23 protein-coding genes are annotated in these 23,678 nt (G+C 42.6%); 22 read left to right on the top strand and 1 reads right to left on the bottom strand.

Annotation, left to right across the window (positions count from 1 at the left end):
• Positions 1-10: 10 nt before the first annotated feature.
• The 10 genes from def to spoVM all read left to right on the top strand — a co-directional run bounded on the left by def (position 11) and on the right by spoVM (position 9,016).
• Complete coding sequence (def, locus tag LCD34_RS16815; RefSeq protein ID WP_017359337.1) at positions 11-493, top strand: peptide deformylase; 483 nt, start codon at positions 11-13, stop codon at positions 491-493.
• 5 nt (positions 494-498) lie between these two features.
• Entirely contained in the window at positions 499-1,452 is a 954-nt protein-coding gene (gene fmt, locus LCD34_RS16810; RefSeq protein ID WP_017359336.1) for a methionyl-tRNA formyltransferase, read from the top strand.
• Positions 1,439-2,782 carry a 16S rRNA (cytosine(967)-C(5))-methyltransferase RsmB gene (rsmB, locus tag LCD34_RS16805; RefSeq protein ID WP_224559771.1) on the top strand — a complete coding sequence of 448 codons (1,344 nt, stop codon included), beginning with the start codon at positions 1,439-1,441 and terminating at the stop codon, positions 2,780-2,782. Before fmt ends, rsmB begins: the two co-directional genes overlap by 14 nt.
• Positions 2,783-2,785: 3 nt before the next feature.
• A complete protein-coding gene (rlmN, locus tag LCD34_RS16800) occupies positions 2,786-3,874 on the top strand; it encodes a 23S rRNA (adenine(2503)-C(2))-methyltransferase RlmN (protein ID WP_007499669.1) in 1,089 nt (362 codons plus the stop codon).
• 3 nt (positions 3,875-3,877) lie between these two features.
• The gene (locus LCD34_RS16795) at positions 3,878-4,648 is read left to right on the top strand and encodes a Stp1/IreP family PP2C-type Ser/Thr phosphatase (RefSeq protein ID WP_007499667.1); all 771 of its coding nucleotides are present in this window, start codon (positions 3,878-3,880) and stop codon (positions 4,646-4,648) included.
• Entirely contained in the window at positions 4,642-6,597 is a 1,956-nt protein-coding gene (gene pknB, locus LCD34_RS16790; RefSeq protein WP_224559770.1) for a Stk1 family PASTA domain-containing Ser/Thr kinase, read from the top strand. Before LCD34_RS16795 ends, pknB begins: the two co-directional genes overlap by 7 nt.
• A gap of 12 nt (positions 6,598-6,609) precedes the next feature.
• Positions 6,610-7,506: a ribosome small subunit-dependent GTPase A gene (gene rsgA, locus LCD34_RS16785; RefSeq protein WP_224559769.1), complete on the top strand. Its 897-nt coding sequence runs from the start codon at positions 6,610-6,612 to the stop codon at positions 7,504-7,506.
• Between the two features lie 3 nt (positions 7,507-7,509).
• A complete protein-coding gene (rpe, locus tag LCD34_RS16780) occupies positions 7,510-8,160 on the top strand; it encodes a ribulose-phosphate 3-epimerase (RefSeq protein WP_046343514.1) in 651 nt (216 codons plus the stop codon).
• A gap of 59 nt (positions 8,161-8,219) precedes the next feature.
• A complete protein-coding gene (locus LCD34_RS16775; RefSeq protein ID WP_019743293.1) occupies positions 8,220-8,864 on the top strand; it encodes a thiamine diphosphokinase in 645 nt (214 codons plus the stop codon).
• Between the two features lie 71 nt (positions 8,865-8,935).
• A complete protein-coding gene (spoVM, locus tag LCD34_RS16770) occupies positions 8,936-9,016 on the top strand; it encodes a stage V sporulation protein SpoVM (RefSeq protein WP_008354550.1) in 81 nt (26 codons plus the stop codon).
• Between the two features lie 69 nt (positions 9,017-9,085).
• Here the strand turns inward: spoVM and rpmB are convergent, their stop codons facing one another.
• On the bottom strand, positions 9,086-9,274 hold the full coding sequence (gene rpmB, locus LCD34_RS16765) for a 50S ribosomal protein L28 (RefSeq protein WP_003212514.1): 189 nt from the start codon (positions 9,272-9,274) through the stop codon (positions 9,086-9,088).
• Between the two features lie 271 nt (positions 9,275-9,545).
• On the opposite strand from rpmB, the gene LCD34_RS16760 reads away from it, so the two are divergent.
• From LCD34_RS16760 to smc, 12 genes are all read left to right on the top strand, one after another.
• Positions 9,546-9,908 carry an Asp23/Gls24 family envelope stress response protein gene (locus LCD34_RS16760; protein ID WP_008344871.1) on the top strand — a complete coding sequence of 121 codons (363 nt, stop codon included), beginning with the start codon at positions 9,546-9,548 and terminating at the stop codon, positions 9,906-9,908.
• Between the two features lie 15 nt (positions 9,909-9,923).
• A complete protein-coding gene (locus tag LCD34_RS16755) occupies positions 9,924-11,597 on the top strand; it encodes a DAK2 domain-containing protein (RefSeq protein ID WP_048002836.1) in 1,674 nt (557 codons plus the stop codon).
• Between the two features lie 149 nt (positions 11,598-11,746).
• Positions 11,747-12,409, top strand: a complete 663-nt coding sequence (gene sdaAB / locus LCD34_RS16750; RefSeq protein ID WP_017367229.1) for an L-serine ammonia-lyase, iron-sulfur-dependent subunit beta — start codon at positions 11,747-11,749, stop codon at positions 12,407-12,409.
• Between the two features lie 20 nt (positions 12,410-12,429).
• Entirely contained in the window at positions 12,430-13,332 is a 903-nt protein-coding gene (gene sdaAA / locus LCD34_RS16745; RefSeq protein ID WP_008354543.1) for an L-serine ammonia-lyase, iron-sulfur-dependent, subunit alpha, read from the top strand.
• Complete coding sequence (gene recG / locus LCD34_RS16740) at positions 13,310-15,358, top strand: ATP-dependent DNA helicase RecG (RefSeq protein WP_224559768.1); 2,049 nt, start codon at positions 13,310-13,312, stop codon at positions 15,356-15,358. Before sdaAA ends, recG begins: the two co-directional genes overlap by 23 nt.
• Positions 15,359-15,470: 112 nt before the next feature.
• Positions 15,471-16,037, top strand: a complete 567-nt coding sequence (fapR, locus tag LCD34_RS16735; protein WP_017359102.1) for a transcription factor FapR — start codon at positions 15,471-15,473, stop codon at positions 16,035-16,037.
• Between the two features lie 15 nt (positions 16,038-16,052).
• On the top strand, positions 16,053-17,051 hold the full coding sequence (gene plsX, locus LCD34_RS16730) for a phosphate acyltransferase PlsX (protein WP_017359101.1): 999 nt from the start codon (positions 16,053-16,055) through the stop codon (positions 17,049-17,051).
• A 15-nt stretch (positions 17,052-17,066) separates the two neighbouring features.
• A complete protein-coding gene (gene fabD, locus LCD34_RS16725; protein WP_041090537.1) occupies positions 17,067-18,011 on the top strand; it encodes an ACP S-malonyltransferase in 945 nt (314 codons plus the stop codon).
• Complete coding sequence (fabG, locus tag LCD34_RS16720; protein WP_060832327.1) at positions 18,011-18,754, top strand: 3-oxoacyl-[acyl-carrier-protein] reductase; 744 nt, start codon at positions 18,011-18,013, stop codon at positions 18,752-18,754. The genes fabD and fabG overlap by 1 nt, the downstream gene beginning before the upstream one ends.
• Positions 18,755-18,835: 81 nt before the next feature.
• Positions 18,836-19,069, top strand: a complete 234-nt coding sequence (gene acpP / locus LCD34_RS16715) for an acyl carrier protein (protein WP_008344853.1) — start codon at positions 18,836-18,838, stop codon at positions 19,067-19,069.
• Between the two features lie 184 nt (positions 19,070-19,253).
• Complete coding sequence (rnc, locus tag LCD34_RS16710; RefSeq protein WP_008344850.1) at positions 19,254-19,997, top strand: ribonuclease III; 744 nt, start codon at positions 19,254-19,256, stop codon at positions 19,995-19,997.
• 105 nt (positions 19,998-20,102) lie between these two features.
• Entirely contained in the window at positions 20,103-23,663 is a 3,561-nt protein-coding gene (smc, locus tag LCD34_RS16705) for a chromosome segregation protein SMC (RefSeq protein WP_224559767.1), read from the top strand.
• Positions 23,664-23,678: the final 15 nt, after the last annotated feature.

Genomic DNA, 23,678 nt, shown 5'->3' with positions numbered 1-23,678 from the left:
AGGTCTTTTCGTGGCAATCAAACCGATAGTCTTACATCCTGCAGACGTGCTTGAACAACAAACAGAGCTTGTTGATACATTCGATAAAAAACTGAAAAAACTGCTGGATGATATGTATGATACAATGCTTGAACTAGATGGAGTCGGCCTAGCCGCACCGCAAATTGGCATCTCAAAAAGAATTGCCGTGGTCGATATCGGAGAAGATTCTGGGAGGATTGACTTGGTAAATCCTGAGATTCTTGAAGTGGAAGGGAGCCAGACAGACATTGAAGGCTGCCTGAGCTTTCCATCTTTGTACGGAACGGTTGAAAGACCAAATTATGTGAAGGTGAAAGCCTTTGATAAGAAAGGCAAACCATTTACAATAGAAGCAGAAGGATTTTTAGCAAGAGCTTTATTGCATGAAATTGATCACTTAGACGGCGTATTATTCACGTCGAAGATCATTCAAACCTATACAGAAAAAGAACTTGCGGAAATGGAAGGGTGAAGAAAATGGCACGTATCGTATTTATGGGAACCCCTGATTTCTCAGTACCTGTGCTGCAAACACTTATAACAGAAGGATACGAAGTGGTAGGGGTCGTCACACAGCCAGATCGCCCGAAAGGCAGAAAACGAGTGCTCACGCCGCCTCCTGTAAAAGTAGAAGCCTTAAAACACGGCATTCCAGTTTTACAGCCTGAAAAGGTACGTCTTGATGAAGAAATTGATAAAGTGCTTGCGTTAAAGCCAGATTTAATCGTAACAGCAGCATTCGGACAAATCTTGCCAAAAAGATTACTTGATGAACCTGAATTTGGCTGTATCAACGTTCATGCCTCACTGCTGCCAGAACTAAGAGGCGGTGCACCGATCCATTATGCGATCCTGCAAGGCAAAAAGAAAACAGGCGTGACGATCATGTATATGGTGGAAAAGCTTGATGCAGGTGACATGATTAGCAAAGTAGAAGTAGAAATTGATGAATTAGACAACGTCGGAACACTGCATGATAAATTAAGTGTGGCTGGTGCGGCCTTATTAAAAGATACCGTTCCAAATGTGTTAAGCAGGTCTATCTCGCCAATTCCGCAAAATGAAGAGGCAGCAACGTATGCACCAAATATTAAGCGGGAGCAGGAAAGATTAGACTGGACCAAGCCAGGAGAAGAGCTTTACAACCAAGTTCGCGGCTTAAATCCATGGCCAGTTGCCTATACTGAATGGAACGGTGCTAACTTAAAAGTATGGGAAGCGAAAAAAGTGCCGCTTCAAGCGCCAGAAGAACCTGGGAAAGTGATTGAGCTTCAAAAAGAAGGGCCAGTCGTTGGAACAGGAAATCAGCAAGGCCTTTTATTAACGAGTGTACAGCCCGCTGGAAAGAAAAAAATGAGCGGTGAAGACTTTTTAAGAGGCGCAAATATCGAAATTGGACAGAAATTAGGGTTAATCAATGAAGAAAAGTAATGTGAGAGAAGTAGCGCTGGACGCTTTAATCAAACTCGAACAAAATCAAGCCTACAGTAACTTGCTTTTGCAGTCAGTGATGAAAGAGAAAGAACTTTCCGATCAAGACAAACCGCTATTAACAGAACTTGTATACGGTACACTGCAAAACAAGCTGGCACTTGATTATATGCTCACACCCTTTGTGAAAAAACCGCAAAAAGTGGCTCCGTGGGTGATGCAGCTTTTGCGGATGTCTCTTTATCAGATGGTTTACCTTGAAAAAATTCCAGATCGTGCAGCCATCCATGAAGCAGTGGAACTAACGAAAAAGCGCGGACATAAAGGCATTTCTTCACTAGTCAACGGCGTTTTGCGTTCCGTGCAAAGAGAAGGCGTGCCAGCATTTGATGCGATCAAAGATCCGGTAAAAAGGCTTTCAATAGAGACAAGCCATCCATTGTGGCTCGTACAAGAATGGGTGGAGGCGTACGGTTTTGAAGCAACAGAAAGCATGTGCCGTATTCATTTAGTCCCGCCAAAGCAGACATTGCGTGTCAATCAAATGAAAAAAAACCGCCCTGCACTGCAGCAAGAACTCATGCATGCAGGAATTGAAACAGAGCTCGGCGACTTATCTGAGGATGCACTCAAACTCATGAAAGGATCTATCGTATCTACTCCTTTCTTTCAAGAGGGCTTTGTCACGATTCAAGATGAAAGCTCCATGCTTGTCGCAAGAGCGCTGGATCCTCAGCCGGGAGAAATGGTGCTTGATGCCTGTGCCGCTCCTGGTGGTAAATCAACACATATCGCAGAGCGAATGAACGATGAGGGGAAGATTGTGTCTCTTGATTTACATGAGCACAAAGTAAAACTGATCAAACAGGCAGCAAAACGTCTGAACTTAACGCATATTGAGGCAAAAGCGCTTGATGCAAGGAAAGCATCCGACCATTATGATGATGCTTCGTTTGACCGTATTCTCATTGATGCACCATGTTCAGGTTTTGGCGTCATCAGACGAAAACCAGATATGAAATATACAAAGTCCTCGGAAGACTCAGCAAGACTTGCGACAATTCAGCAATCGATCTTGCATGAAACAGCCCAGCTGCTAAAGCCAGGCGGTACCCTTGTATACAGTACATGTACAATGGATCCAACAGAAAATCAACAAGTGATTCATGCGTTTTTACAAGAACACCAAGACTTCGAACCCGATCTATCTCTTAATGAACGGCTGCCTGAGCAGGTTGCTCCGTTTGTTCAAAACGGAAGTGTACAAATACTTCCTCATTATTTCGGAACAGATGGTTTCTTTATTTGCAGCATGAGAAAGAAGGGATAAAAAATGACAGAACAAAAACAAAAAGTAAGAAAAGAACTGAAAACAGACATGCCGTCGATCTACTCGTTTGAGCTAAATGAAATCAAAGACTGGTTAAAGGAACAAGGCGAAAAGCCTTTCCGTGCAACACAAATTTTTGAGTGGCTTTATGAAAAACGCGTCACATCCTTTGATGAAATGTCTAACCTTTCAAAGGAATTAAGAGAAAAATTAAAAGATCAATTCGCCATCACGACTTTAAAAACAGTGATCAAACAAACATCTCAAGATGGAACGATCAAGTTCTTATTTGAATTACACGATGGCTATACCATTGAAACCGTGCTAATGCGCCACGAATACGGCAACTCTGTCTGCGTCACAACACAGGTTGGCTGCCGGATTGGTTGTACATTCTGTGCATCTACACTTGGCGGTTTGAAACGTAACCTTGAGGCGGGAGAAATTGTGGCCCAAGTATTGAAAGTACAACAGGCGCTTGATGAAACAGATGAACGCGTCAGCTCAGTTGTTATCATGGGAATTGGCGAACCGTTTGATAACTTTGATGAAATGCTTGCATTCCTTAAAATCATTAACCATGATAACGGCTTAAATATTGGTGCACGTCATATTACCGTTTCGACGAGCGGGATCATTCCAAAGATTTATCAATTTGCGGATGAGCAAATGCAAATCAACTTTGCTGTCTCCCTGCACGCACCAAATACTGACATTCGAAGCCGCCTCATGCCAATCAATAAGGCATACAAGCTGCCAAAATTAATGGAAGCTATTGAATATTACATTCAAAAAACAGGCAGACGCGTGAGCTTTGAATACGGTCTGTTTGGCGGAGTCAATGATCAAGTCCATCATGCAGAAGAACTTGCTGATTTATTAAAAGGAATCAAATGCCATGTAAACCTCATCCCGGTGAACTATGTACCAGAAAGAGATTACGTGAGAACACCAAGAGAACAAATCTTCCTATTTGAAAAAACGCTGAAAGAACGAGGCGTAAACGTAACGATTAGACGAGAGCAAGGCCATGATATTGATGCTGCTTGCGGTCAGCTAAGAGCGAAGGAGCGTCAGGAAGAGACGAGGTGACGAATGTTGATAAGGGCAGCCTTTCAAACCGATACAGGAAAAGTCCGTCAGCATAATGAAGATGATGCAGGTATTTTTGAAGCAAAAGAAGACACACTTCTAGCTGTTGTAGCAGATGGAATGGGAGGTCATCTTGCTGGTGATGTAGCCAGCAAGATGGCAGTTTCTTCTTTAAAAGAATACTGGCAGCAAACATCTTCAATTCCAAATAAACCAGCCGATCAAGAAAATTGGTTAATCTCAAAAATTAGCGATATTAATGACCAAGTATACGAACATGCGAAAAACAATGAGGAGTGCCAAGGAATGGGGACGACCATCGTTTGTGCGCTCGTTCATTTGCAAACGGTCACAATTGCCCATATTGGTGACAGCCGCTGCTATTTGCTAAGAGAAGGAGCACTGACCCAATTAACAGATGATCACTCACTAGTGAATGAGTTAGTGAAAACAGGAGAGATTTCAAAAGCGGATGCAGAATATCATCCAAGAAAAAATGTGCTGACCAAAGCGTTAGGAACGGATAAACACGTTCAAATTGATGCACGAACTTTTGAAGTGGACCCAGGAGATCAAATTTTGCTTTGCTCAGACGGATTATCGAATAAAGTAGAAGAAGAACATCTGATTCAGATTTTATCGCAAACAACCGCACCAGATGAAAAAGTAACAGAGTTAGTTCAAACAGCGAATGACAACGGCGGTGAAGATAACATTACAGCAGTACTGTTAGAAATCTCCTCCCAAACAGAGGAGGGTGACAGCAAGTGTTGATCGGAAAAAGGATCAGCGGCCGTTATCAAATTCTTCGCGCCATAGGCGGAGGCGGAATGGCCAACGTTTATTTGGCGGAGGATATGATTTTAGATCGCGAAGTGGCGATTAAAATTTTACGGTTTGACTTTGCAAGCGATGATGATTTTATTAGACGGTTCCGGAGAGAAGCGCAATCAGCAGCCAGCTTAGATCATCCGAATATTGTCAGTATCTACGATGTAGGAGAAGAAGATGACATTTATTATATTGTCATGGAATATGTCGAAGGGATGACGCTCAAAGAATACATACACGCCAATGGACCGCTTCATCCAAAAGAAGCCGTTCGCATTATGGAGCAAGTCGTTGCGGCGATGGAAGAAGCCCATGCGAAACAGCTCGTCCATCGAGACATTAAGCCTCACAATATATTAATAGACAACTTGGGGAATATCAAAGTCACTGATTTTGGCATTGCCATGGCACTTAGCTCAGCGACGATTACCCATACGAATTCTGTTCTTGGCTCCGTGCATTATTTGTCCCCAGAGCAAGCGCGCGGCGGTCTTGCAACGAAAAAGTCAGACATTTATTCACTTGGTATTGTTCTTTATGAGCTGATTTCAGGACGCATGCCATTTGAAGGAGAATCCGCTGTCAGTGTCGCACTGAAGCATTTGCAATCAGAGCCGCCATCTGTGAGAAGGTGGAATCCTTCTGTACCACAAAGCGTGGAGAACATCATTTTAAAAGCGATGGCCAAAGATCCATTCTATCGATACGAAGATGCATCTGAAATGCAAAAAGACTTAAAAACGGCTTTTGACCCTGCAAGACTAAAAGAAAAGCGCTTTGTCATTGAAGAAGATCATGAAGCAACAAAAGCCATTCCTATTATAAAAGATCATCAAGTCGATCAAGACAATGAAAAAACAGCCGTCCACCCGGTTCAAAAACCAAAGAAAAAAGAGAAACAAAAGCCGAAGAAAAAACGGAAAAAATGGCCGTGGATTGTAGCATCGATCTTATTTGTTTTGACGGCTGCGACCATTTTAGCGATCACGGTCTTCCCAGGATTACTCTTTCCAAAGGATGTAGAGGTGACCGATGTTTCTGGCATGACGGTTGAAAAAGCGGAAGACACCTTGAAGAAAGCCGGATTTACCGTCGCTTCTGACCCCATTGATATTGCCGACGAGAAGATTGAAAAAGGGCTGGTTGTCAAAACAGACCCGAAAATCGGAACTAAGGTAAAAGAAGGGACAGAAATTCAACTTTATCAAAGTACAGGTAAAGAAAAAACCGAATTACCTGATGTAACAGGTGAAAAGGTCGAGAAAGCAAAAGAACGATTAGAGAAAAAAGGGTTTAAACAGGTTGTTGTAGAGGAAGTGAATGATAATGACACAGAATCAGGCATTGTCATGGAACAGAAACCTTCCGCAAATACAGAACTTGTCGCAGCAGATGAAGAGGTCACATTGACCGTCAGTATAGGCCCTGCCGATATTACCTTACGGGATTTAACGACCTATAGTAAACAGGCCGCATCAAATTATCTAGAGGATAATGGACTAAAGCTAGATGAAAAAGAAGCATATTCTGACGATGTGCCGAAAGGTGAGGTCATGAAGCAAGAACCGGGAGCGGGGACAGCTGTTAAACCTGGTGATACGGTCAAAATTACGTTCTCTCTTGGTCCAAAAGAGAAACCGGCTAAAACGGTGACTGAAAAAATTGCGATCCCTTATGAACCAGAAACAGAAGGACAAGAAATGATTGTTCAAATATCCATTGACGATGCAGAACATAGCATTTCTGATTTATATGAAACCTTTAAAATCACTGCGCCCACTGAGCGAACGATTAAATTTAAAATAGAACCTGGTCAAAAAGGATACTATCAGGTGACTGTGGATGATAAAGTAGTAAGCTCCAAAACGATTGAATACCCTGATGATGAATAAAGGAGGGACTTTATGCCTGAGGGCAAAATTATTAAAGCATTAAGCGGATTTTATTATGTGCTGGATGAGTCTCTAGAAAGTGGCAAAGTAATTCAGTGTAGAGCAAGAGGGATTTTTCGTAAAAACAAAATAACCCCTCTTGTTGGAGATTATGTCGTCTATCAAGCAGATAACGATAAGGAAGGCTATTTGCTGGAAGTAAAAGAGCGGACAAATGAGCTGATTCGGCCGCCTATTAGCAACGTTGATCAAGCGGTGCTCGTTTTCTCAGCAGCAGAGCCGACCTTTAGTACATCGCTGTTAGACAGATTCCTAGTGCTTGTTGAAGAGAGCCAGATTGAACCGATTATCTGCATCACAAAAATGGACTTGCTGAAAACAGAGCAAGAGCGAGAAACGATTCAAGCCTATGCAGAAGACTATCGCCAAATTGGATACGACGTTCATTTAACATCGACAATCGAAGGGGATGGAATTGAAACACTGACCCCGCATTTCCATCACAAGATTACTGTATTTGCAGGTCAATCAGGTGTAGGGAAGTCTTCCCTCTTAAATGCGATGAGTCCTGATTTAGCACTGAAAACAAATGATATTTCCTCCCATCTTGGCAGGGGGAAACATACAACAAGACATGTGGAACTCATTCGAACGGCTGAAGGGCTCATTGCCGATACACCAGGATTTAGCTCGCTTGAATTTACAGGTATCGAAGCGGAAGATTTAGGGCTCTATTTCTTAGAAATCAGAGAGAAGAGTGCAGAATGTAAATTCAGGGGCTGTTTGCACGTAAAAGAGCCTGGATGTGCAGTAAAAGAGGCAGTAGAAGACGATCGCATCAGAGAGTATCGCTATCAGCATTATTTAGAGTTTTTAACTGAAATTAAAGACAGAAAGCCGAGGTACTAAATCATGGTTTATATTGCCCCATCCATTTTATCAGCCGATTTTGCCAATCTTGCGAAAGATATCCGTGATGTGGAACAAGGTGGAGCGGATTATATTCATATTGATGTGATGGACGGTCATTTTGTGCCGAATATGACATTTGGACCAAATGTAGTGGAGGCGATCAGGCCGCATACAAAGCTGCCGCTCGATGTTCACTTAATGATTGAGCAGCCAGACCAGTATATCCCTGCATTTGCAAAAGCGGGCGCTGATATTATTTCTGTTCATGTCGAGGCGTGTCCACACTTACATCGCACGATTCAGCATATAAAAGAACAAGGTGTCAAAGCAGGGGTTGTTTTAAACCCGCACACACCTGTTTCTCAAATTGCGCATGTGTTAGAGGATGTTGACCTAGTCTTATTCATGACGGTGAACCCTGGTTTTGGCGGACAGGCGTTTATTCCTTCTGTTCTCTCAAAGGTAAAAGAAGTAAAGACACTTAGTGAACAAAAGGGCTTAACCGATTTACTCATTGAAATAGATGGCGGTGTCAATGTAGAGACAGCAAAGAGCTGCAAAGAAGCAGGCGCTAATCTACTTGTTGCCGGCTCAGCGGTATATGGGAAAGAAGACCGCGCGGCGGCCATTCAGGCCATTCGAGAAGCATAAGAAAAAGAACCAAAGTCATTGTGATCTTTGGTTCTTTTTCAATGGAGAGGAGCGTAATCATGCACATACATATCGTAGCCGGCGGTCCTTTTGCGTACATCCCGCCGCTTGATCATGAAGCATCTGAGGAGGACATTCTCTGGGTCGGCGTAGATCGGGGAACCCTTTTCTTACTAGAGCATGGCATTGTACCTGACAGAGCATTTGGTGATTTTGATAGCGTGACAGAAGAAGAGCTTCATGAACTGAAAAAGAAATTGCCTGCACTCAATCTATTTCAGGCAGAGAAAGATGAAACGGATTTAGAACTTGCGCTGAACTGGTCTTTGCGTCAGAATCCAGCCCATATTCAAATTTACGGCATCACAGGCGGAAGAGCAGATCATTTTCTTGGGAATATCCATCTTCTTTATAAAGGCATTCAGCACAAACAGAGCATGACCCTTGTAGACAAACAAAATATCATTCAAATGTTTGGACCTGGTACATACGACATCAAACAAGACCCGGATAAAAAATATGTGTCGTTTTTGCCCTTCGGTACATCGGTTGAAAAGCTGACATTAAAAGGTTTCAAATATCCTCTGAAAAATTGTCATATTGAGCCTGGTTCCACACTATGTATTAGTAACGAACTCATCCACTCAAATGGTACTTTTTCTTTTCATGAAGGCATATTAATAATGGTAAGAAGCAAAGATTGACCAACCTATCAATGTGGATGGCTGATTAAGCTCAATTGTGCTGCAAGCGGTACTTTTAGGAGGGGGACAAAATGAAATTTTATACAATCAAACTGCCTAGATTTCTTGGCGGCATTGTCCGTGCGATGCTTGGTTCATTTAAGAAAGATTAATGAGTAATCTCCTTTATTTCCACATAAAAACGCCTGCTACATTTAACTGTAGCAGGCGTTTACTCTTGCTTATACACGCTCAACTTTACCAGATTTCAAAGCTCGAGCTGATACATATACTCTTTTAGGCTTACCGTCCACTAGAATACGAACTTTTTGAAGGTTCGCGCCCCATGTACGTTTTGTAGAGTTCATTGCGTGAGAACGGTTGTTCCCAGCTTTTGTTTTTCTGCCTGTAATAACGCATTTACGTGCCATTTGTTTCCCTCCTAACTGCGAAAACATCATCATATTCTTCATATACGTACTTAGAGATGCCTCAAGATACTTTAATAATTTACCACAGCTTCAAGGGGTTTGCAAGGATTGTTTGCTCCTCTTTCAAGAAAAATACCTTGACATCTTGATAAAAAATCAAGGCTATAGTATAAGTAGGATTGGGTCGGATTGAATGATTTCTTTTAAAAAGAAGGGTCTTATAGTAAAATAGTGATAACTCAGGGCAATTTCTCAAAAAGGGGGAACCAATGTGTCCATTGAACTTAGAACGAAATACGGACAAATTGATATATCAAATGAAGTCATTGCAATGGTGGCAGGAGGCGCTGCGATCGATTGCTATGGTATTGTTGGCATGGCGTCCAAAAATCAAATAAAGGACGGCTTGACGGATATTCTCCGCAAAGAGAACTTCAGCCGGGGTGTTCTTGTGCGTCAAAAAGAAGATCGCATTCATATTGATATGTACATCATCGTCAGCTACGGTACAAAAATATCAGAAGTCGCACATAATGTTCAAACGAAAGTCAAATATACGATTCATCACACGATTGGACTTTCAGTTGACTCAGTCAACATTTATGTACAAGGAGTAAAAGTTACGAACCCGTAGTAAGGAGGAAATATATTGTCTATTAGAAATCTGGGTGGCCGCTCATTTGCAAAAATGATTCTTGCAGGTGCTCACCATCTTTCTCAAAACGCACAAATTGTTGATGCGTTAAATGTTTTTCCAGTGCCAGACGGAGACACGGGGACAAATATGAATTTGTCAATGACTTCAGGGGCAAAAGCAGTTGAAGAAACAAATACCGATCACATTGGTAAGGTCGGGGTGGCTCTGTCGAAAGGGCTGTTAATGGGGGCAAGAGGAAACTCAGGTGTGATCCTGTCTCAGCTCTTCAGAGGTTTCAGCAAAAATATAGAACAAAAAGAAACAATTGACGCAAAAGAATTTGCGCTTGCCTTGCAGGCCGGTGTTGATACAGCATATAAAGCCGTCATGAAACCGATTGAAGGAACCATCTTAACGGTTGCAAAAGACGCAGCAAAGAAAGCGGTTGCTGTTTCAACAACAGAAGACCAAATCGATCGTGTGCTTGAATTAACGATTGAGGAAGCAAGAGCATCACTTGACCGCACGCCAGATCTCCTTCCTGTTTTAAAAGAAGTCGGCGTTGTAGATAGCGGCGGTAAAGGGCTTCTTTGTGTATATGAAGGTTTCCTTGCTTCATTAAGAGGAGAAGAGCTTCCTCCTAAAACGGCCTCTTTGCCAACATTAAAAGAATTAGTGAGTGCAGAGCATCATAAAAGTGCACAAAGCCATATGAACACAGAAGATATTGAATTTGGCTATTGTACAGAATTTATGGTGAAATTCGAAGAAGACAAACAGTCCTTTGACGAAAATGCCTTCAGAGAAGAATTAAGCGAATTCGGAGATTCACTTCTTGTGGTATCTGATGATACGCTTGCAAAAGTTCATATTCATGCAGAGCAGCCAGGAGATGTCTTATCATATGCACAGCGCTATGGCAGCTTAATTAATATGAAAATTGAAAACATGAGAGAGCAGCATAGCTCGATCGTCAATGAAGAAAAAGATCACTCGCCTGCTGCACCAAAAGCAACAGCTGCTGAAAAACAGCGTTTTGGAGTAGTGAGTGTCGCAATGGGAGAAGGGATTGCTGACTTGTTTAAAAGTATCGGAGCATCCGTCGTCATTGAAGGCGGACAGACAATGAATCCGAGCACAGAAGACATTGTCAAAGCAATTGATAGCATTCATGCCGAAACCGTCTTTATCTTACCTAATAATTCTAATATTGTCATGGCAGCTAAACAGGCGGCAACTGTCTCAAGTCGTGAGGTCGTTGTTATTCCGACAAAGACCGTTCCTCAAGGAATGTCGGCACTTCTTTCTCTCAATGAAGCAGCTTCGAATGAAGACAATGAAGCAGCGATGTTAGAAGCGATTGATCATGTGAAAAGCGGCCAAATTACCTTTGCGGTAAGAGATACCCAAATTGATGGGATCGACATTGCCAAAGGCGACTATATGGGCCTATACAATGGAAAAATCACCTTAACAGCTAAAAATCAATTAGATGCAGCAAAAGAGCTTTTGACCCAAATGGTGACAGAAGATGATGAGATTGTCACAATCATCAAAGGGGAAGATGCATCATCTGATGAGATGGAAGCTTTAGAAGCATATATTGAAGACACATTTGAAGATGTAGAAGTTGAAGTCCACGATGGAAAACAGCCGCTTTATTCATATATTTTGGCTGTTGAATAAAGAAAGAAGGGCACATGAAGCCCTTCTTCTTCTTTTGCATTTTTTTACTATGTGTTCATTCGTGAAATGAGTTGCGGGAATCGAATGAATCCATTAGTCTAAAGGGAGTAACAAACCAATCTGTGATTGGTGATGAGAGGGGAAGACCTATGAAATTTAGAAGTGTGTTTGATATTATTGGACCCGTCATGATTGGTCCATCAAGTTCGCACACGGCGGGTGCGGCTCGTATTGGAAGAGTGGCTCGCAGCTTGTTCGGAAGAGAACCGAAACGAATTACTGTATCGTTTTATGGTTCTTTTAAAGATACGTATAAAGGACACGGGACAGATGTAGCCATTATCGGCGGTGTTCTTGACTTTGATACATTTGATGAACGAATTAAAACAGCGATTGATATTGCAAAAAGCAAAGAAATCGATATTGAGTTTAAAGAAGAAGATGCGGTGCCAGCGCATCCAAATACAGCAAAAGTAGAAATTTCAGATGCGAATGGAAGCCTTGAATTAATCGGCATTTCCATTGGCGGAGGTAAAATTGAAATCACAGAATTAAATGGCTTTGAACTGAGACTCTCAGGGAATCATCCGGCCATTCTTGTGGTTCATAACGACCGCTACGGGACGATTGCAGCAGTTGCCAATGTGTTAGCGAAATTCGCCATCAACATTGGTCATATGGAAGTGGCACGTAAAGAGGTCGGGCAAGAAGCACTCATGACGATTGAAGTGGATCAGAATATTGATCCAGCGGTTTTAACAGAGCTTGAGACGCTGCCAAACATTATTCAAGTCACACAAATTGCAGAGTAACAACAAGGAGGTTATGTATGATGTTTAAAAACGTCAAAGAACTCGTGCAGCTAACAGAAGAACGGAATACCTCCATTTCAGAAATTATGATTACTCAAGAAATGGAAGTGACAGGGAAGTCACGTGAAGACATTTTCTCGCAGATGTACCGCAACCTAGAAGTGATGGAACAGGCCGTTGAAAACGGATTGAAAGGTGTGAAATCATTATCTGGTTTAACAGGCGGGGATGCTGTGAAACTTCAAGCATATATCGCATCAGGCAAAACATTGTCTGGTCATACCATTTTAGATGCCGTGAGTAAGGCAGTGGCAACAAATGAAGTGAATGCAGCAATGGGAACGATCTGTGCAACGCCTACAGCTGGCTCAGCAGGTGTTGTGCCAGGAACGCTCTTTGCGGTGAAAGAAACATTAAAGCCAACAAAGGAACAAATGGTCAGATTCCTATTTACATCTGGTGCATTTGGTTTTGTTGTCGCCAATAACGCAAGTATCTCTGGTGCAGCAGGCGGCTGTCAGGCAGAAGTAGGATCTGCATCAGGTATGGCAGCAGCAGCCATTGTAGAAATGGCAGGCGGTACGCCGCAGCAATCCGCTGAAGCCATGGCCATCACCTTAAAAAATATGCTGGGTCTTGTTTGCGATCCAGTCGCAGGACTTGTGGAAGTGCCATGTGTGAAACGAAACGCAATGGGGGCTTCTAATGCGATGATTGCAGCAGATATGGCACTTGCCGGCATTACAAGCCGCATCCCTTGTGATGAAGTCATTGATGCGATGTACAAAATTGGTCAAACGATGCCAACAGCTCTTCGTGAGACTGCACAAGGCGGACTTGCTGCAACACCGACAGCAAGGGAGCTTGAAAAGAAGATTTTCGGAGGTGTGACCTCATCTCGTGATACAGAAACTGCAAGATAAGATCTCTGCCCTCAAAGGGATTGGAGAAGAAACAGAAAAAACACTAAATGAACTTGGAATCTACACAGTAGCCGATTTACTCGGCTACTTTCCTTATCGATATGACGACTATGAGCTTCGCAACTTAGAAGAAGTCAGACATGACGAACGTGTCACAGTTGAAGGAAAAGTGCACAGTGAGCCCGTTCTCACCTATTATGGAAAAAAACGAAGCAGGCTGACATTCAGGCTGCTTGTCGGTCGTTTTTTGATTACAGCCATATGCTTCAATCGCCCTTATTTAAAACGAAGTCTTGTTTTAGGCGATACGGTATCCGTCACAGGGAAGTGGGATAAAAACCGGCAATCCATTATGGTGCAGGAATTTAAAAAAGGAACACACGAACAAGATGGCAGTATAGAACCTGTTTATTCAGTCAAAGAAAATGTAACCGTGAAGATGATGAGACGATTTGTAAAACAAGCGTTGTCACTCTATGTAGACCATGCAGAAGATCCACTGCCAAAGCAACTTGTAGCTGCTTATAAACTCATGTCTTATCAAGAAGCACTAAAAACCATTCATCTCCCTGAAACGAGAGACTCGCTCAAGCAAGCAAGACGACGCTTCGTGTACGAGGAATTTCTCATCTTTCAGCTGAAGATGCAGGCGATCAGAAAAAAAGAACGAGAAAAAACATCAGGCATCCAGCATCCGTTTTCAAAAGAGGCGGTCTTTGAGTTTGTTCATAGCCTGCCGTTCCCGCTGACAAAAGCACAATCAAGAGTGCTGGATGAAATTATGTCAGATATGGCATCCCCGTACCGGATGAACCGGCTTCTTCAAGGGGATGTTGGATCGGGGAAAACAGCTGTAGCGGCAATTGCCCTTTATGCCGCTCATTTATCCGGCTTTCAAGGTGCGCTGATGGTGCCAACTGAAATTTTGGCAGAACAGCATGCCGATTCACTGTATCAGCTATTTGAAAAATGGGGGCTAAATATTGCTCTTTTGACGAGTTCAGTGAAAGGAAAGCGCCGCAGAGAACTGCTTGAACGTCTGAAAGAGGGAGATATTGATATTTTAGTCGGCACGCATGCCCTTATCCAGGACGAAGTGGAATTTCAGCAGCTTGGTCTTGTTATTACAGATGAACAGCACAGGTTCGGCGTGGAACAGCGGAAAAAACTGCGAAGCAAAGGGCAGGACCCAGATGTTTTGTTTATGACCGCAACGCCGATTCCAAGAACGCTTGCCATCACAGTATTTGGAGAAATGGACGTCTCTGTCATTGATGAGCTCCCAGCCGGCCGAAAGCAGATTGAAACGTATTGGGTGAAGCATGACATGCTTGAACGGATTCTTGCTTTTGTTGATAAAGAGCTGAGAAAAGGCAGACAAGCGTATATTATTTGTCCACTTATAGAAGAATCAGACAAACTGGATGTCCAAAATGCGATTGATGTTCACAGCATGCTGACAGAGGCGTATCGCGGAAAATGGTCGATCGGCTTAATGCACGGGAAACTCGCCAGTGATGAAAAAGATCAAGTGATGAGAGATTTCACTTCCAATGAAGTGCAAATCCTTGTGTCAACGACAGTTGTTGAAGTTGGAGTCAACGTGCCGAATGCGACCATCATGGTCATTTATGATGCGGACCGCTTTGGACTGTCACAGCTTCATCAGTTAAGAGGCCGGGTCGGACGCGGAGAGCATCAATCTTTTTGTATTTTAATGGCGGACCCTAAATCAGAGACCGGAAAAGAGCGTATGCGGATCATGTCTGAAACAACGGATGGCTTTGAACTGTCTGAAAAGGACTTAGAACTAAGAGGCCCTGGCGACTTCTTTGGCAAGAAACAAAGCGGAATGCCTGAATTTAAAGTGGCAGATATGGTTCATGACTATAGAGCGCTTGAAACCGCTAGAAAAGATGCGGCAGAGCTCGTGCAGTCTGAAGCCTTTTGGACAGACCCTGAATACAAAGAACTTAGGCAAACACTCGTAGACAGCGGTTTGCTTGGCGGAGATAAATTGAGCTGATCAAGTGCTGGAGGAATTTTCTTGTCTTTTTGAAACAAGGATTGATTTATCATCTATGAGATTATATACTACTATTAGTACCTAGTCATAAATGTACGGATGGTGTCTGCATATGAAACTAAATAAAAAAGAACGACAAAAGCTTCTCCAGCAAACGATCAGCTCGACTCCGTTCATTACTGATGAAGAATTGGCAAGTAAATTCGGTGTAAGCATTCAAACAGTTCGACTTGACCGTTTGGAGCTGTCAATCCCTGAATTACGCGAACGAATTAAGCACGTGGCCGAAAAGACATTAGAGGATGAAGTGAAGTCTCTTCCGCTGGATGAAGTCATTGGAGAAATGATTGATGTAGAGCTTGATGATCAAGCGATTTCCATTTTTGAAGTAAGAAAAGAGCATGTATTCAGTCGTAACCAAATTGCCAGGGGACATCATCTTTTTGCCCAGGCAAATTCGCTGGCAGTAGCCGTCATCGACGATGAACTGGCTTTGACAGCAAAAGCAAATATTAAGTTTACAAGGCAGGTCAAACAAGGCGAAAGAGTCGTCTCAAAAGCCAAAGTTGCCTCACATGATAAAGAAAAAGGCAGAACCGTAGTTGAAGTAAACAGCTATGTAGGTGAGGAAGTTGTCTTCTCAGGCGATTTCGTCATGTATCGCTCAAAACAAAAGTAAAAGGTGGCACATAACATGAGAATTGCAGTCGATGCAATGGGGGGAGATCATGCCCCTAAAGCCATTATTGACGGTGTGCAAAAAAGCTTAGAAGCATTTTCAGATATCGAGATTACACTAGTCGGCGATGAAAGCAAGATCAAATCATACATAACAAATCATGAACGCATCACGATCTTAGATGCAAAAGAAGTCATTGAACCAACGGATGAGCCAGTGCGTGCAGTGAGACGTAAAAAGGATTCTTCTATGGTGAAAATGGCGCAGGAAGTTTCAGAAGGAAGAGCAGATGCCTGTATTTCAGCTGGAAATACTGGGGCACTCATGACAGCAGGCCTGTTTATCGTAGGCAGAATTGATGGCATTGACAGACCAGCACTTGCTCCGACGTTGCCAACACTTGATGGCAGCGGGTTCTTATTATTGGATGTCGGCGCAAACGTTGATGCAAAGCCAGAGCATCTTGTGCAATATGCCATGATGGGATCTATTTACGCAGAGCATGTCTTCCCGAAGAGCAATCCCCGCGTTGGACTTTTAAATGTCGGGACAGAAGATAAAAAAGGCAACGATTTAACGAAAAAAACCTTTGAATTATTAAAAGCATCAGATTTGAATTTCGTAGGAAATGTAGAATCGCGTGACTTATTAGAGGGTGTAGCTGATGTCGTTGTCACAGATGGTTTCACGGGGAATATCGCCCTTAAAACGATCGAAGGCACAGCTCTTTCTGTTTTTAAAATGCTGAAAGAAACCTTAACATCCAGCTTCACAGCTAAAATAGCAGCAGGTATGATGAAGCCAAAATTAATGCAGATGAAATCTAAAATGGATTACTCCGAATATGGTGGTGCCGCATTATTTGGTTTAAAAGCGCCCGTTATTAAAGCGCATGGATCCTCTGATGAAAATGCGATTTTTCATGCCATTCGTCAGGCGCGCGACATCGTTAAAAAAGACGTTTCAGCTATCATTCATCAAGAAGTTCAAAAAGAAGACACGAATGAGTCGTAATGGAGGTAGAGCAGCATGAGTAAAATTGCTTTTTTATTCCCAGGCCAAGGCTCTCAAAAAATTGGCATGGGAAAAGATTTATTTGACCAAGAAGCAGCATCTAAAGCTGTGTTTGAAGAAGCAGATCAGACCCTTGGTTTTGATTTATCTTCAATGATTTTTGAAGGAGATGCAGAAGAACTGACGCTGACATATAATGCACAGCCAGCTCTTTTAACGACAAGCATCGCGATCTTAAAGAAGTTTGAAGAGAGCGGAATCAAAGCAGATTATGCAGCAGGGCACAGTCTGGGTGAATATACAGCCCTTGTTGCAGCGGGAGCTCTTTCGTTTAATGATGCCGTTTTCGCAGTGAGAAAGCGCGGCGAATTAATGAATGAAGCCGTTCCAGCAGGAGAAGGCGCAATGGCGGCGATTCTTGGCTTAGACCAAGCGGCGCTTGTAGAAGTGACAAAAGAAGTGACAGAAAGCGGTCATCTTGTAGAACTCGCGAACTTAAACTGTCCGGGGCAAATCGTCATCTCTGGTACAGCAAAAGGTGTGGAACTTGCATCAGAGAAAGCGAAAGAAAAGGGCGCAAAACGTGCAATTCCACTTGAAGTGAGTGGACCTTTCCATTCTGCATTAATGAAACCAGCAGCTGAAAAATTCACAGATGTATTATCTAAATTAGACATTTCTGATGCCGCTACGCCAGTGATTTCAAACGTAACAGCAGACATCGTGACATCACGTAATGAAATTGAAACGAAGCTGATTGAACAATTGTATTCTCCTGTTCGATTTGAAGAAAGTGTAGAACGCCTGATTGACTTAGGCGTGACAACATTTATTGAAATTGGTCCTGGTAAAGTGCTCTCAGGTCTTGTGAAAAAAGTCAATCGCCGCCTGACGACCATTTCCGTATCAGATCAAGCAACAATTGAAGCAGCTATTCAAACACTCAAGGGGGATTCTTGATGCTTACAAATAAAACAGCCGTTGTCACAGGTGCATCACGCGGTATTGGCCGTTCGATTGCGATCGATTTGGCGAAAAAAGGTGCCAATGTTGTGGTGAACTATTCAGGCAACGAAGCAAAAGCAAACGAAGTCGTCGATGAGATCAAAGCACTTGGCCAGCAGGCTTTTGCTGTCAAAGCGGATGTGTCAAATGCAGAAGAAGTACAGGCATTAATGAAACAAGCCGTTGATACATTTGGTTCAATCGACATTCTTGTGAATAATGCTGGAATTACAAAGGACAACCTGCTCATGAGAATGAAAGAAAATGAATGGGATGATGTCATTAACATAAACTTAAAAGGTGTCTTCAACTGTACAAAAGCTGTGACACGTCAAATGATGAAACAGCGCAGCGGAAGAATCATCAATGTAGCATCTGTTGTCGGCGTTTGCGGAAACCCTGGACAAGCAAACTATGTTGCAGCAAAAGCTGGTGTGATCGGTTTAACGAAAACAACAGCGAAAGAGCTGGCAAGCCGTCATATTACAGTCAATGCCGTAGCACCAGGCTTTATTTCTACTGATATGACTGACAAGCTTGATGAGAATGTTCAAACAGAAATGCTTAAGCAAATCCCGCTCGCACGCTTTGGTGCGCCTGAAGATATAAGCAACGTCGTTGTCTTTTTAGCTTCAGAAGGAGCAGGTTATATTACAGGTCAAACCATCCAAGTAGATGGCGGAATGGTTATGGCCTAAGAAATATCAAAATTTCGTTACGTTTTCTCTAGTTTTTTAAAAACGAATCAACTATAATACTTTGAGGGGAGGTGAAAGGCAATGGCAGACGTATTAGAGCGTGTATCAAAAATTATTGTAGACCGCCTTGGCGTTGATGAGGCTGACGTGAAAATGGAAGCTTCATTTAAAGAAGATTTAGGCGCTGATTCCCTTGATGTAGTTGAGCTAGTTATGGAACTTGAAGATGAGTTCGATATGGAAATTTCTGACGAAGATGCTGAAAAAATTGCAACAGTCGGTGACGCTGTGAACTACATAAATAACCAGCAATAAGCGTAACAAAGTCCCGTCTATTTTCATGGCGGGACTTTGAAAATTTATGTTAGTTTCAACATATTCAGCTGATCAATTGTCAGCCTTTTTCAGATGCTAAGGAGCACGGTTTCCTTGCATGTAGAAAGAGAGACTCCATATAATCAGTATCCTTAAAGGCGATGACGCCTACCTGGAGGTTGCTATGCCAAAACAATATAAAGACAAACAGAAACAGAGCAAAAAACTAGAGCAATTCAGAGAATTTCAGCAGCGCATTTCTGTACACTTTAAAAATGAAAAACTACTCTATCAAGCCTTTACACATTCCTCTTATGTGAATGAGCATCGTAAAAAACCTTATGAGGATAATGAAAGACTTGAATTTTTAGGGGACGCTGTTTTAGAATTGACGATCTCACAGTTCTTATTTGCAAAGTACCCAGCCATGAGCGAGGGAGATTTAACAAAACTGAGAGCGGCGATCGTATGTGAGCCATCACTTGTGTCATTAGCGCATGAGCTGTCCTTCGGAGACCTTGTTCTTTTAGGAAAAGGGGAAGAAATGACAGGCGGCAGAAAACGCCCAGCACTCTTAGCAGACGTATTTGAGGCGTTTATCGGAGCGCTTTATTTAGATCAAGGACTTGAGCCTGTTGAACGATTCCTAGAAGCCTATGTATACCCGAAAATTAATGACGGGGCATTCTCACATGTCATGGACTTTAAAAGCCAGCTTCAAGAATTTGTTCAGCGAGATGGAAAAGGTGTACTTGAATACCGAATCCTGCATGAAAAAGGCCCAGCACATAACCGGGAATTTGAAGCCAATGTATCCCTTAGAGGTGAAGTGCTCGGAATTGGAAATGGCCGTTCAAAAAAAGAAGCGGAACAGCATGCTGCACAGGAAGCACTTGCTAAATTACAGAAACATCATATGAACCAATAAAATCCCCCTCGTGATTCAGGGGGATTTCACTCTGTTTTCCATCATCTTTTTTCAGTTCATATGGTAAGATAATAGTACTTTAAATACATAAGGAGGATCACTCTCATGTTCCTCAAACGTTTAGACGTGATAGGATTCAAATCTTTCGCACAGCGGGTGACTGTAGACTTTGTCAAAGGGGTTACAGCTGTTGTTGGACCAAACGGAAGCGGCAAAAGTAATATTACTGATGCGATCCGCTGGGTACTTGGAGAGCAATCAGCAAAAAGCCTCCGCGGAGGAAAAATGGAAGACATCATTTTTGCAGGAAGTGACTCAAGAAAACGAGTCAACTTAGCAGAAGTGACATTAACGCTCGATAACGAAGATCACTTTTTGCCGATCGATTTTCACGAAGTCAGTGTGACAAGAAGAGTCTATCGTTCTGGAGAAAGTGAATTTCTCATTAACAATCAATCTGTCCGCTTAAAGGATATTATTGATCTTTTCATGGATTCAGGTCTTGGAAAAGAAGCTTTTTCGATCATCAGCCAAGGTAAGGTAGAAGAGATTCTATCGAGTAAAGCTGAAGAAAGACGTAGCATCTTTGAAGAAGCAGCGGGTGTCCTGAAATATAAAACAAGAAAGAAAAAAGCCGAGAATAAACTGTTTGAAACGCAGGACAACTTAAACCGGGTAGAAGATATTCTGCATGAACTAGAAGATCAAGTAGAACCACTAAGAATGCAGGCATCTATTGCAAAAGACTATCTGCAAAAGAAAGAAGAACTTGAAAATGTAGAAATTGCTCTCACCGTCCATGATATTGAAGCACTACACAAAAAATGGACAACACTTGGTGAAGCTGTCGAGCGGTTCAAACAAGATGAAATGAAGCAGTCCACAGATATTCAAGCGAAGGAAGCCAAAATCGAAGAATCGAGAGACCGTATTCAGGCGCTTGACGATTCGATTCATGACCTCCAAGAAGTCCTCCTTTTCACAAGTGAAGAACTAGAAAAGCTTGAAGGGAAAAAAGAAGTTCTAAAAGAACGGAAAAAAAATGCGGCCGCTAACCAAGGGCAGCTAGAAGACACGCTCGTGCGTTTAACCGAAAAACAGGCGTTGTTAACGGAAAAGATTGAACAGCAGAAAGTCACACGTGACAGCCTGCAAACAGAAGTGCAGCAGCTAAAAGATGAAGTGAAAACAAAACAGCATCAGCTGTCTCTTCATAGTGAAGATGTGGAAGGGCAAATTGAACAGCTGAAAAGCGATTATTTTGACCTATTAAACGAGCAAGCTTCTATCCGAAACGAACGTAAATTACTAGAAGAGCAGCAGCGCCAAGCAGCCTTGCAGCTAGAGCGGTTAACGCAAAATAATCAGAAACATATCGAAGAACGGGTGTCTGTGAAGGAAAAGAAAACAGAAGCCGAGCAGCAACTTTCAGAACGAGAAGAAGACATTTTGGCTCAGGTGAAACGCTTTAGAGAAGCGGAACAAAAGCTAGAGCAGATGAAGCGTCAATACGAGAAAAAAGAAACGGCTCTTTACCAAGCCTATCAATATGTACAGCAGGCAAAATCTAAAAAAGAAATGCTTGAATCGATGCAGGAAGACTTCTCAGGTTTTTTCCAAGGAGTAAAAGAGGTTTTAAAGGCAAAGGACCGGTTAGGCGGTATTCACGGGGCGATTGCAGAGCTGATTCAAACAGAGCAGCAACATGAAACAGCGATTGAAATTGCACTTGGCGCAGCCACGCAGCATGTCGTTACTGAAAATGAAGCGGCTGCCAGACAGGCCATTGGATATTTAAAGCAGCATTCCTTTGGGCGTGCGACCTTCCTGCCGATGAACGTCATCAAAGAACGAACCATTCAGTTCAGAGATATTCAAACAGCTGAGCAGCATGACGCATTTATCGGCGTAGCGAGTCAGCTCGTTTCCTTTGACGAAAAGTATGAAAAAGTCATTCGGAATTTGCTTGGAACAGTCCTAATCGTGAAAGACTTAAAAGGTGCCAATGAGCTAGCGAAAATGCTTGGACATCGTTATCGTATCGTGACCCTTGATGGGGACGTGGTGAACCCAGGCGGTTCAATGACTGGGGGAGGCGTAAAGAAAAAGAACAATTCCCTCCTGTCCAGAAACCGAGAGATTGAAACATTAACAAAGCAGCTCGTTGAAATGGAAGAAAAAACAACGATCCTTGAAAAAGAAACAAAAGAAACGAAGCAATCGATTGCGGAAAGCGAAGTCCAATTAAATGAATTGCGTCAGCGCGGCGAAATGCTTCGAGAAAAGCAGCAAGAGTTAAAAGGGACATTATATGAACTGCAAGTAGCTGAAAAAAATATTAACGCTCATCTAGAGCTCTATGATCAAGAAAAAGCAGAGTTGCAGCAGCGCTCTAGCGAACTTGCGAGCAAGGATAAAGAGCAGGCAGCCCTTGAAACATCTATAGGTGAGAAACTGACCTCTCTTGACGAAGAGATCAACACGTTAACAAAACGGAAGCAGACCCAAAGCTCAACGAAAGAAACCATTTCTTCCGAATTAACAGAGCTGAAAATCTCGCTTGCCAAAAAAGAGCAGTCTTTAGCAAATGAACAAGAAAAACTGTCGAGCTTAACGGCTGAATTAGAAGAGGCTGAAAAGACGCTGACGGAAACAAAAGAAGATTTGTCCCTCTTAACAAGTGAAATGTCATCTAGCTCAAGCGGCGCAGAACAACTGGAAGAAGCGGCAAAAGAGAAACTGGAACATAAAAACAAAACGACAGCGCTTATCTCAGAGCGACGCAAACAGCGCCTGGCTCTTTCTGAAACATTAGAATTCGCAGAACGTGAACTGAAAGAGCAAAAACGCCTGTATAAACAGCTCACGACAAGCTTAAAAGATGAAGAAATCAAGCTTGGCCGCATGGAAGTTGAACTTGATAACCTCATCGCCTATTTAAACGAAGAGTATGCCCTTTCGTTTGAAGGAGCAAAAGAAATGTATCATCTGACGCTATCGCCGGATGAAGCAAGAAAACGCGTGAAATTGATCAAACTAGCCATTGAAGAGCTTGGAACAGTGAACTTAGGCAGTATTGACGAGTATGAACGTGTGAATGAACGTTTTCTCTTCTTAACTGAACAGCGCAATGATCTGACAGAAGCGAAAAATACGTTATTCCAAGTCATTGAAGAAATGGATCAGGAGATGACGAAACGTTTCTCTGAGACATTCTCTCAAATCCGCGGGCATTTTGAATCTGTTTTCCAAGCATTATTTGGCGGAGGAAGAGCAGACCTTAAGCTCACAGATCCAAACGATTTACTAAACTCAGGTGTCGATATTGTGGCGCAGCCGCCGGGGAAAAAGCTGCAAAATCTAAGCCTGCTTTCAGGCGGAGAAAGAGCATTAACAGCCATTGCTTTATTATTCTCGATCTTAAAAGTGAGACCAGTTCCATTCTGTGTGCTAGATGAGGTAGAAGCAGCGCTTGATGAAGCAAATGTGTTCCGCTTTGCCCAGTATTTAAAGAAATATAGCCAAGAAACACAGTTTATTGTGATTACACACCGAAAAGGAACCATGGAAGAAGCAGATGTTCTGTACGGTGTCACGATGCAGGAGTCAGGTGTCTCAAAACTGGTATCTGTCAAACTAGAGGAAACGAAAGAGCTTGTCCAGTAATTAAAGGAGGTTTTT

The organism is Bacillus sp. RAR_M1_44, assembly GCF_020165935.1.
Taxonomy (GTDB): Bacteria; Bacillota; Bacilli; order Bacillales; family Bacillaceae; genus Bacillus; species Bacillus altitudinis.
Note: the sequence above shows the minus strand (reverse complement) of the source record. Positions and strands in the feature narration are given on the sequence as shown.

Bases quoted from the DNA above. Each gene is read 5' to 3' on its own strand.
- fmt (WP_017359336.1), top strand. From the start codon at position 499: ATGGCACGTATCGTATTTATGGGAACCCCTGATTTCTCAGTACCTGTG.
- rsmB (WP_224559771.1), top strand. From the start codon at position 1,439: ATGAAGAAAAGTAATGTGAGAGAAGTAGCGCTGGACGCTTTAATCAAA.
- rlmN (WP_007499669.1), top strand. From the start codon at position 2,786: ATGACAGAACAAAAACAAAAAGTAAGAAAAGAACTGAAAACAGACATG.
- LCD34_RS16795 (WP_007499667.1), top strand. From the start codon at position 3,878: ATGTTGATAAGGGCAGCCTTTCAAACCGATACAGGAAAAGTCCGTCAG.
- rsgA (WP_224559769.1), top strand. From the start codon at position 6,610: ATGCCTGAGGGCAAAATTATTAAAGCATTAAGCGGATTTTATTATGTG.
- rpe (WP_046343514.1), top strand. From the start codon at position 7,510: ATGGTTTATATTGCCCCATCCATTTTATCAGCCGATTTTGCCAATCTT.
- LCD34_RS16775 (WP_019743293.1), top strand. From the start codon at position 8,220: ATGCACATACATATCGTAGCCGGCGGTCCTTTTGCGTACATCCCGCCG.
- spoVM (WP_008354550.1), top strand. From the start codon at position 8,936: ATGAAATTTTATACAATCAAACTGCCTAGATTTCTTGGCGGCATTGTC.
- rpmB (WP_003212514.1), bottom strand. From the start codon at position 9,274: ATGGCACGTAAATGCGTTATTACAGGCAGAAAAACAAAAGCTGGGAAC.
- sdaAB (WP_017367229.1), top strand. From the start codon at position 11,747: ATGAAATTTAGAAGTGTGTTTGATATTATTGGACCCGTCATGATTGGT.
- sdaAA (WP_008354543.1), top strand. From the start codon at position 12,430: ATGTTTAAAAACGTCAAAGAACTCGTGCAGCTAACAGAAGAACGGAAT.
- fapR (WP_017359102.1), top strand. From the start codon at position 15,471: ATGAAACTAAATAAAAAAGAACGACAAAAGCTTCTCCAGCAAACGATC.
- plsX (WP_017359101.1), top strand. From the start codon at position 16,053: ATGAGAATTGCAGTCGATGCAATGGGGGGAGATCATGCCCCTAAAGCC.
- fabD (WP_041090537.1), top strand. From the start codon at position 17,067: ATGAGTAAAATTGCTTTTTTATTCCCAGGCCAAGGCTCTCAAAAAATT.
- fabG (WP_060832327.1), top strand. From the start codon at position 18,011: ATGCTTACAAATAAAACAGCCGTTGTCACAGGTGCATCACGCGGTATT.
- acpP (WP_008344853.1), top strand. From the start codon at position 18,836: ATGGCAGACGTATTAGAGCGTGTATCAAAAATTATTGTAGACCGCCTT.
- rnc (WP_008344850.1), top strand. From the start codon at position 19,254: ATGCCAAAACAATATAAAGACAAACAGAAACAGAGCAAAAAACTAGAG.
- smc (WP_224559767.1), top strand. From the start codon at position 20,103: ATGTTCCTCAAACGTTTAGACGTGATAGGATTCAAATCTTTCGCACAG.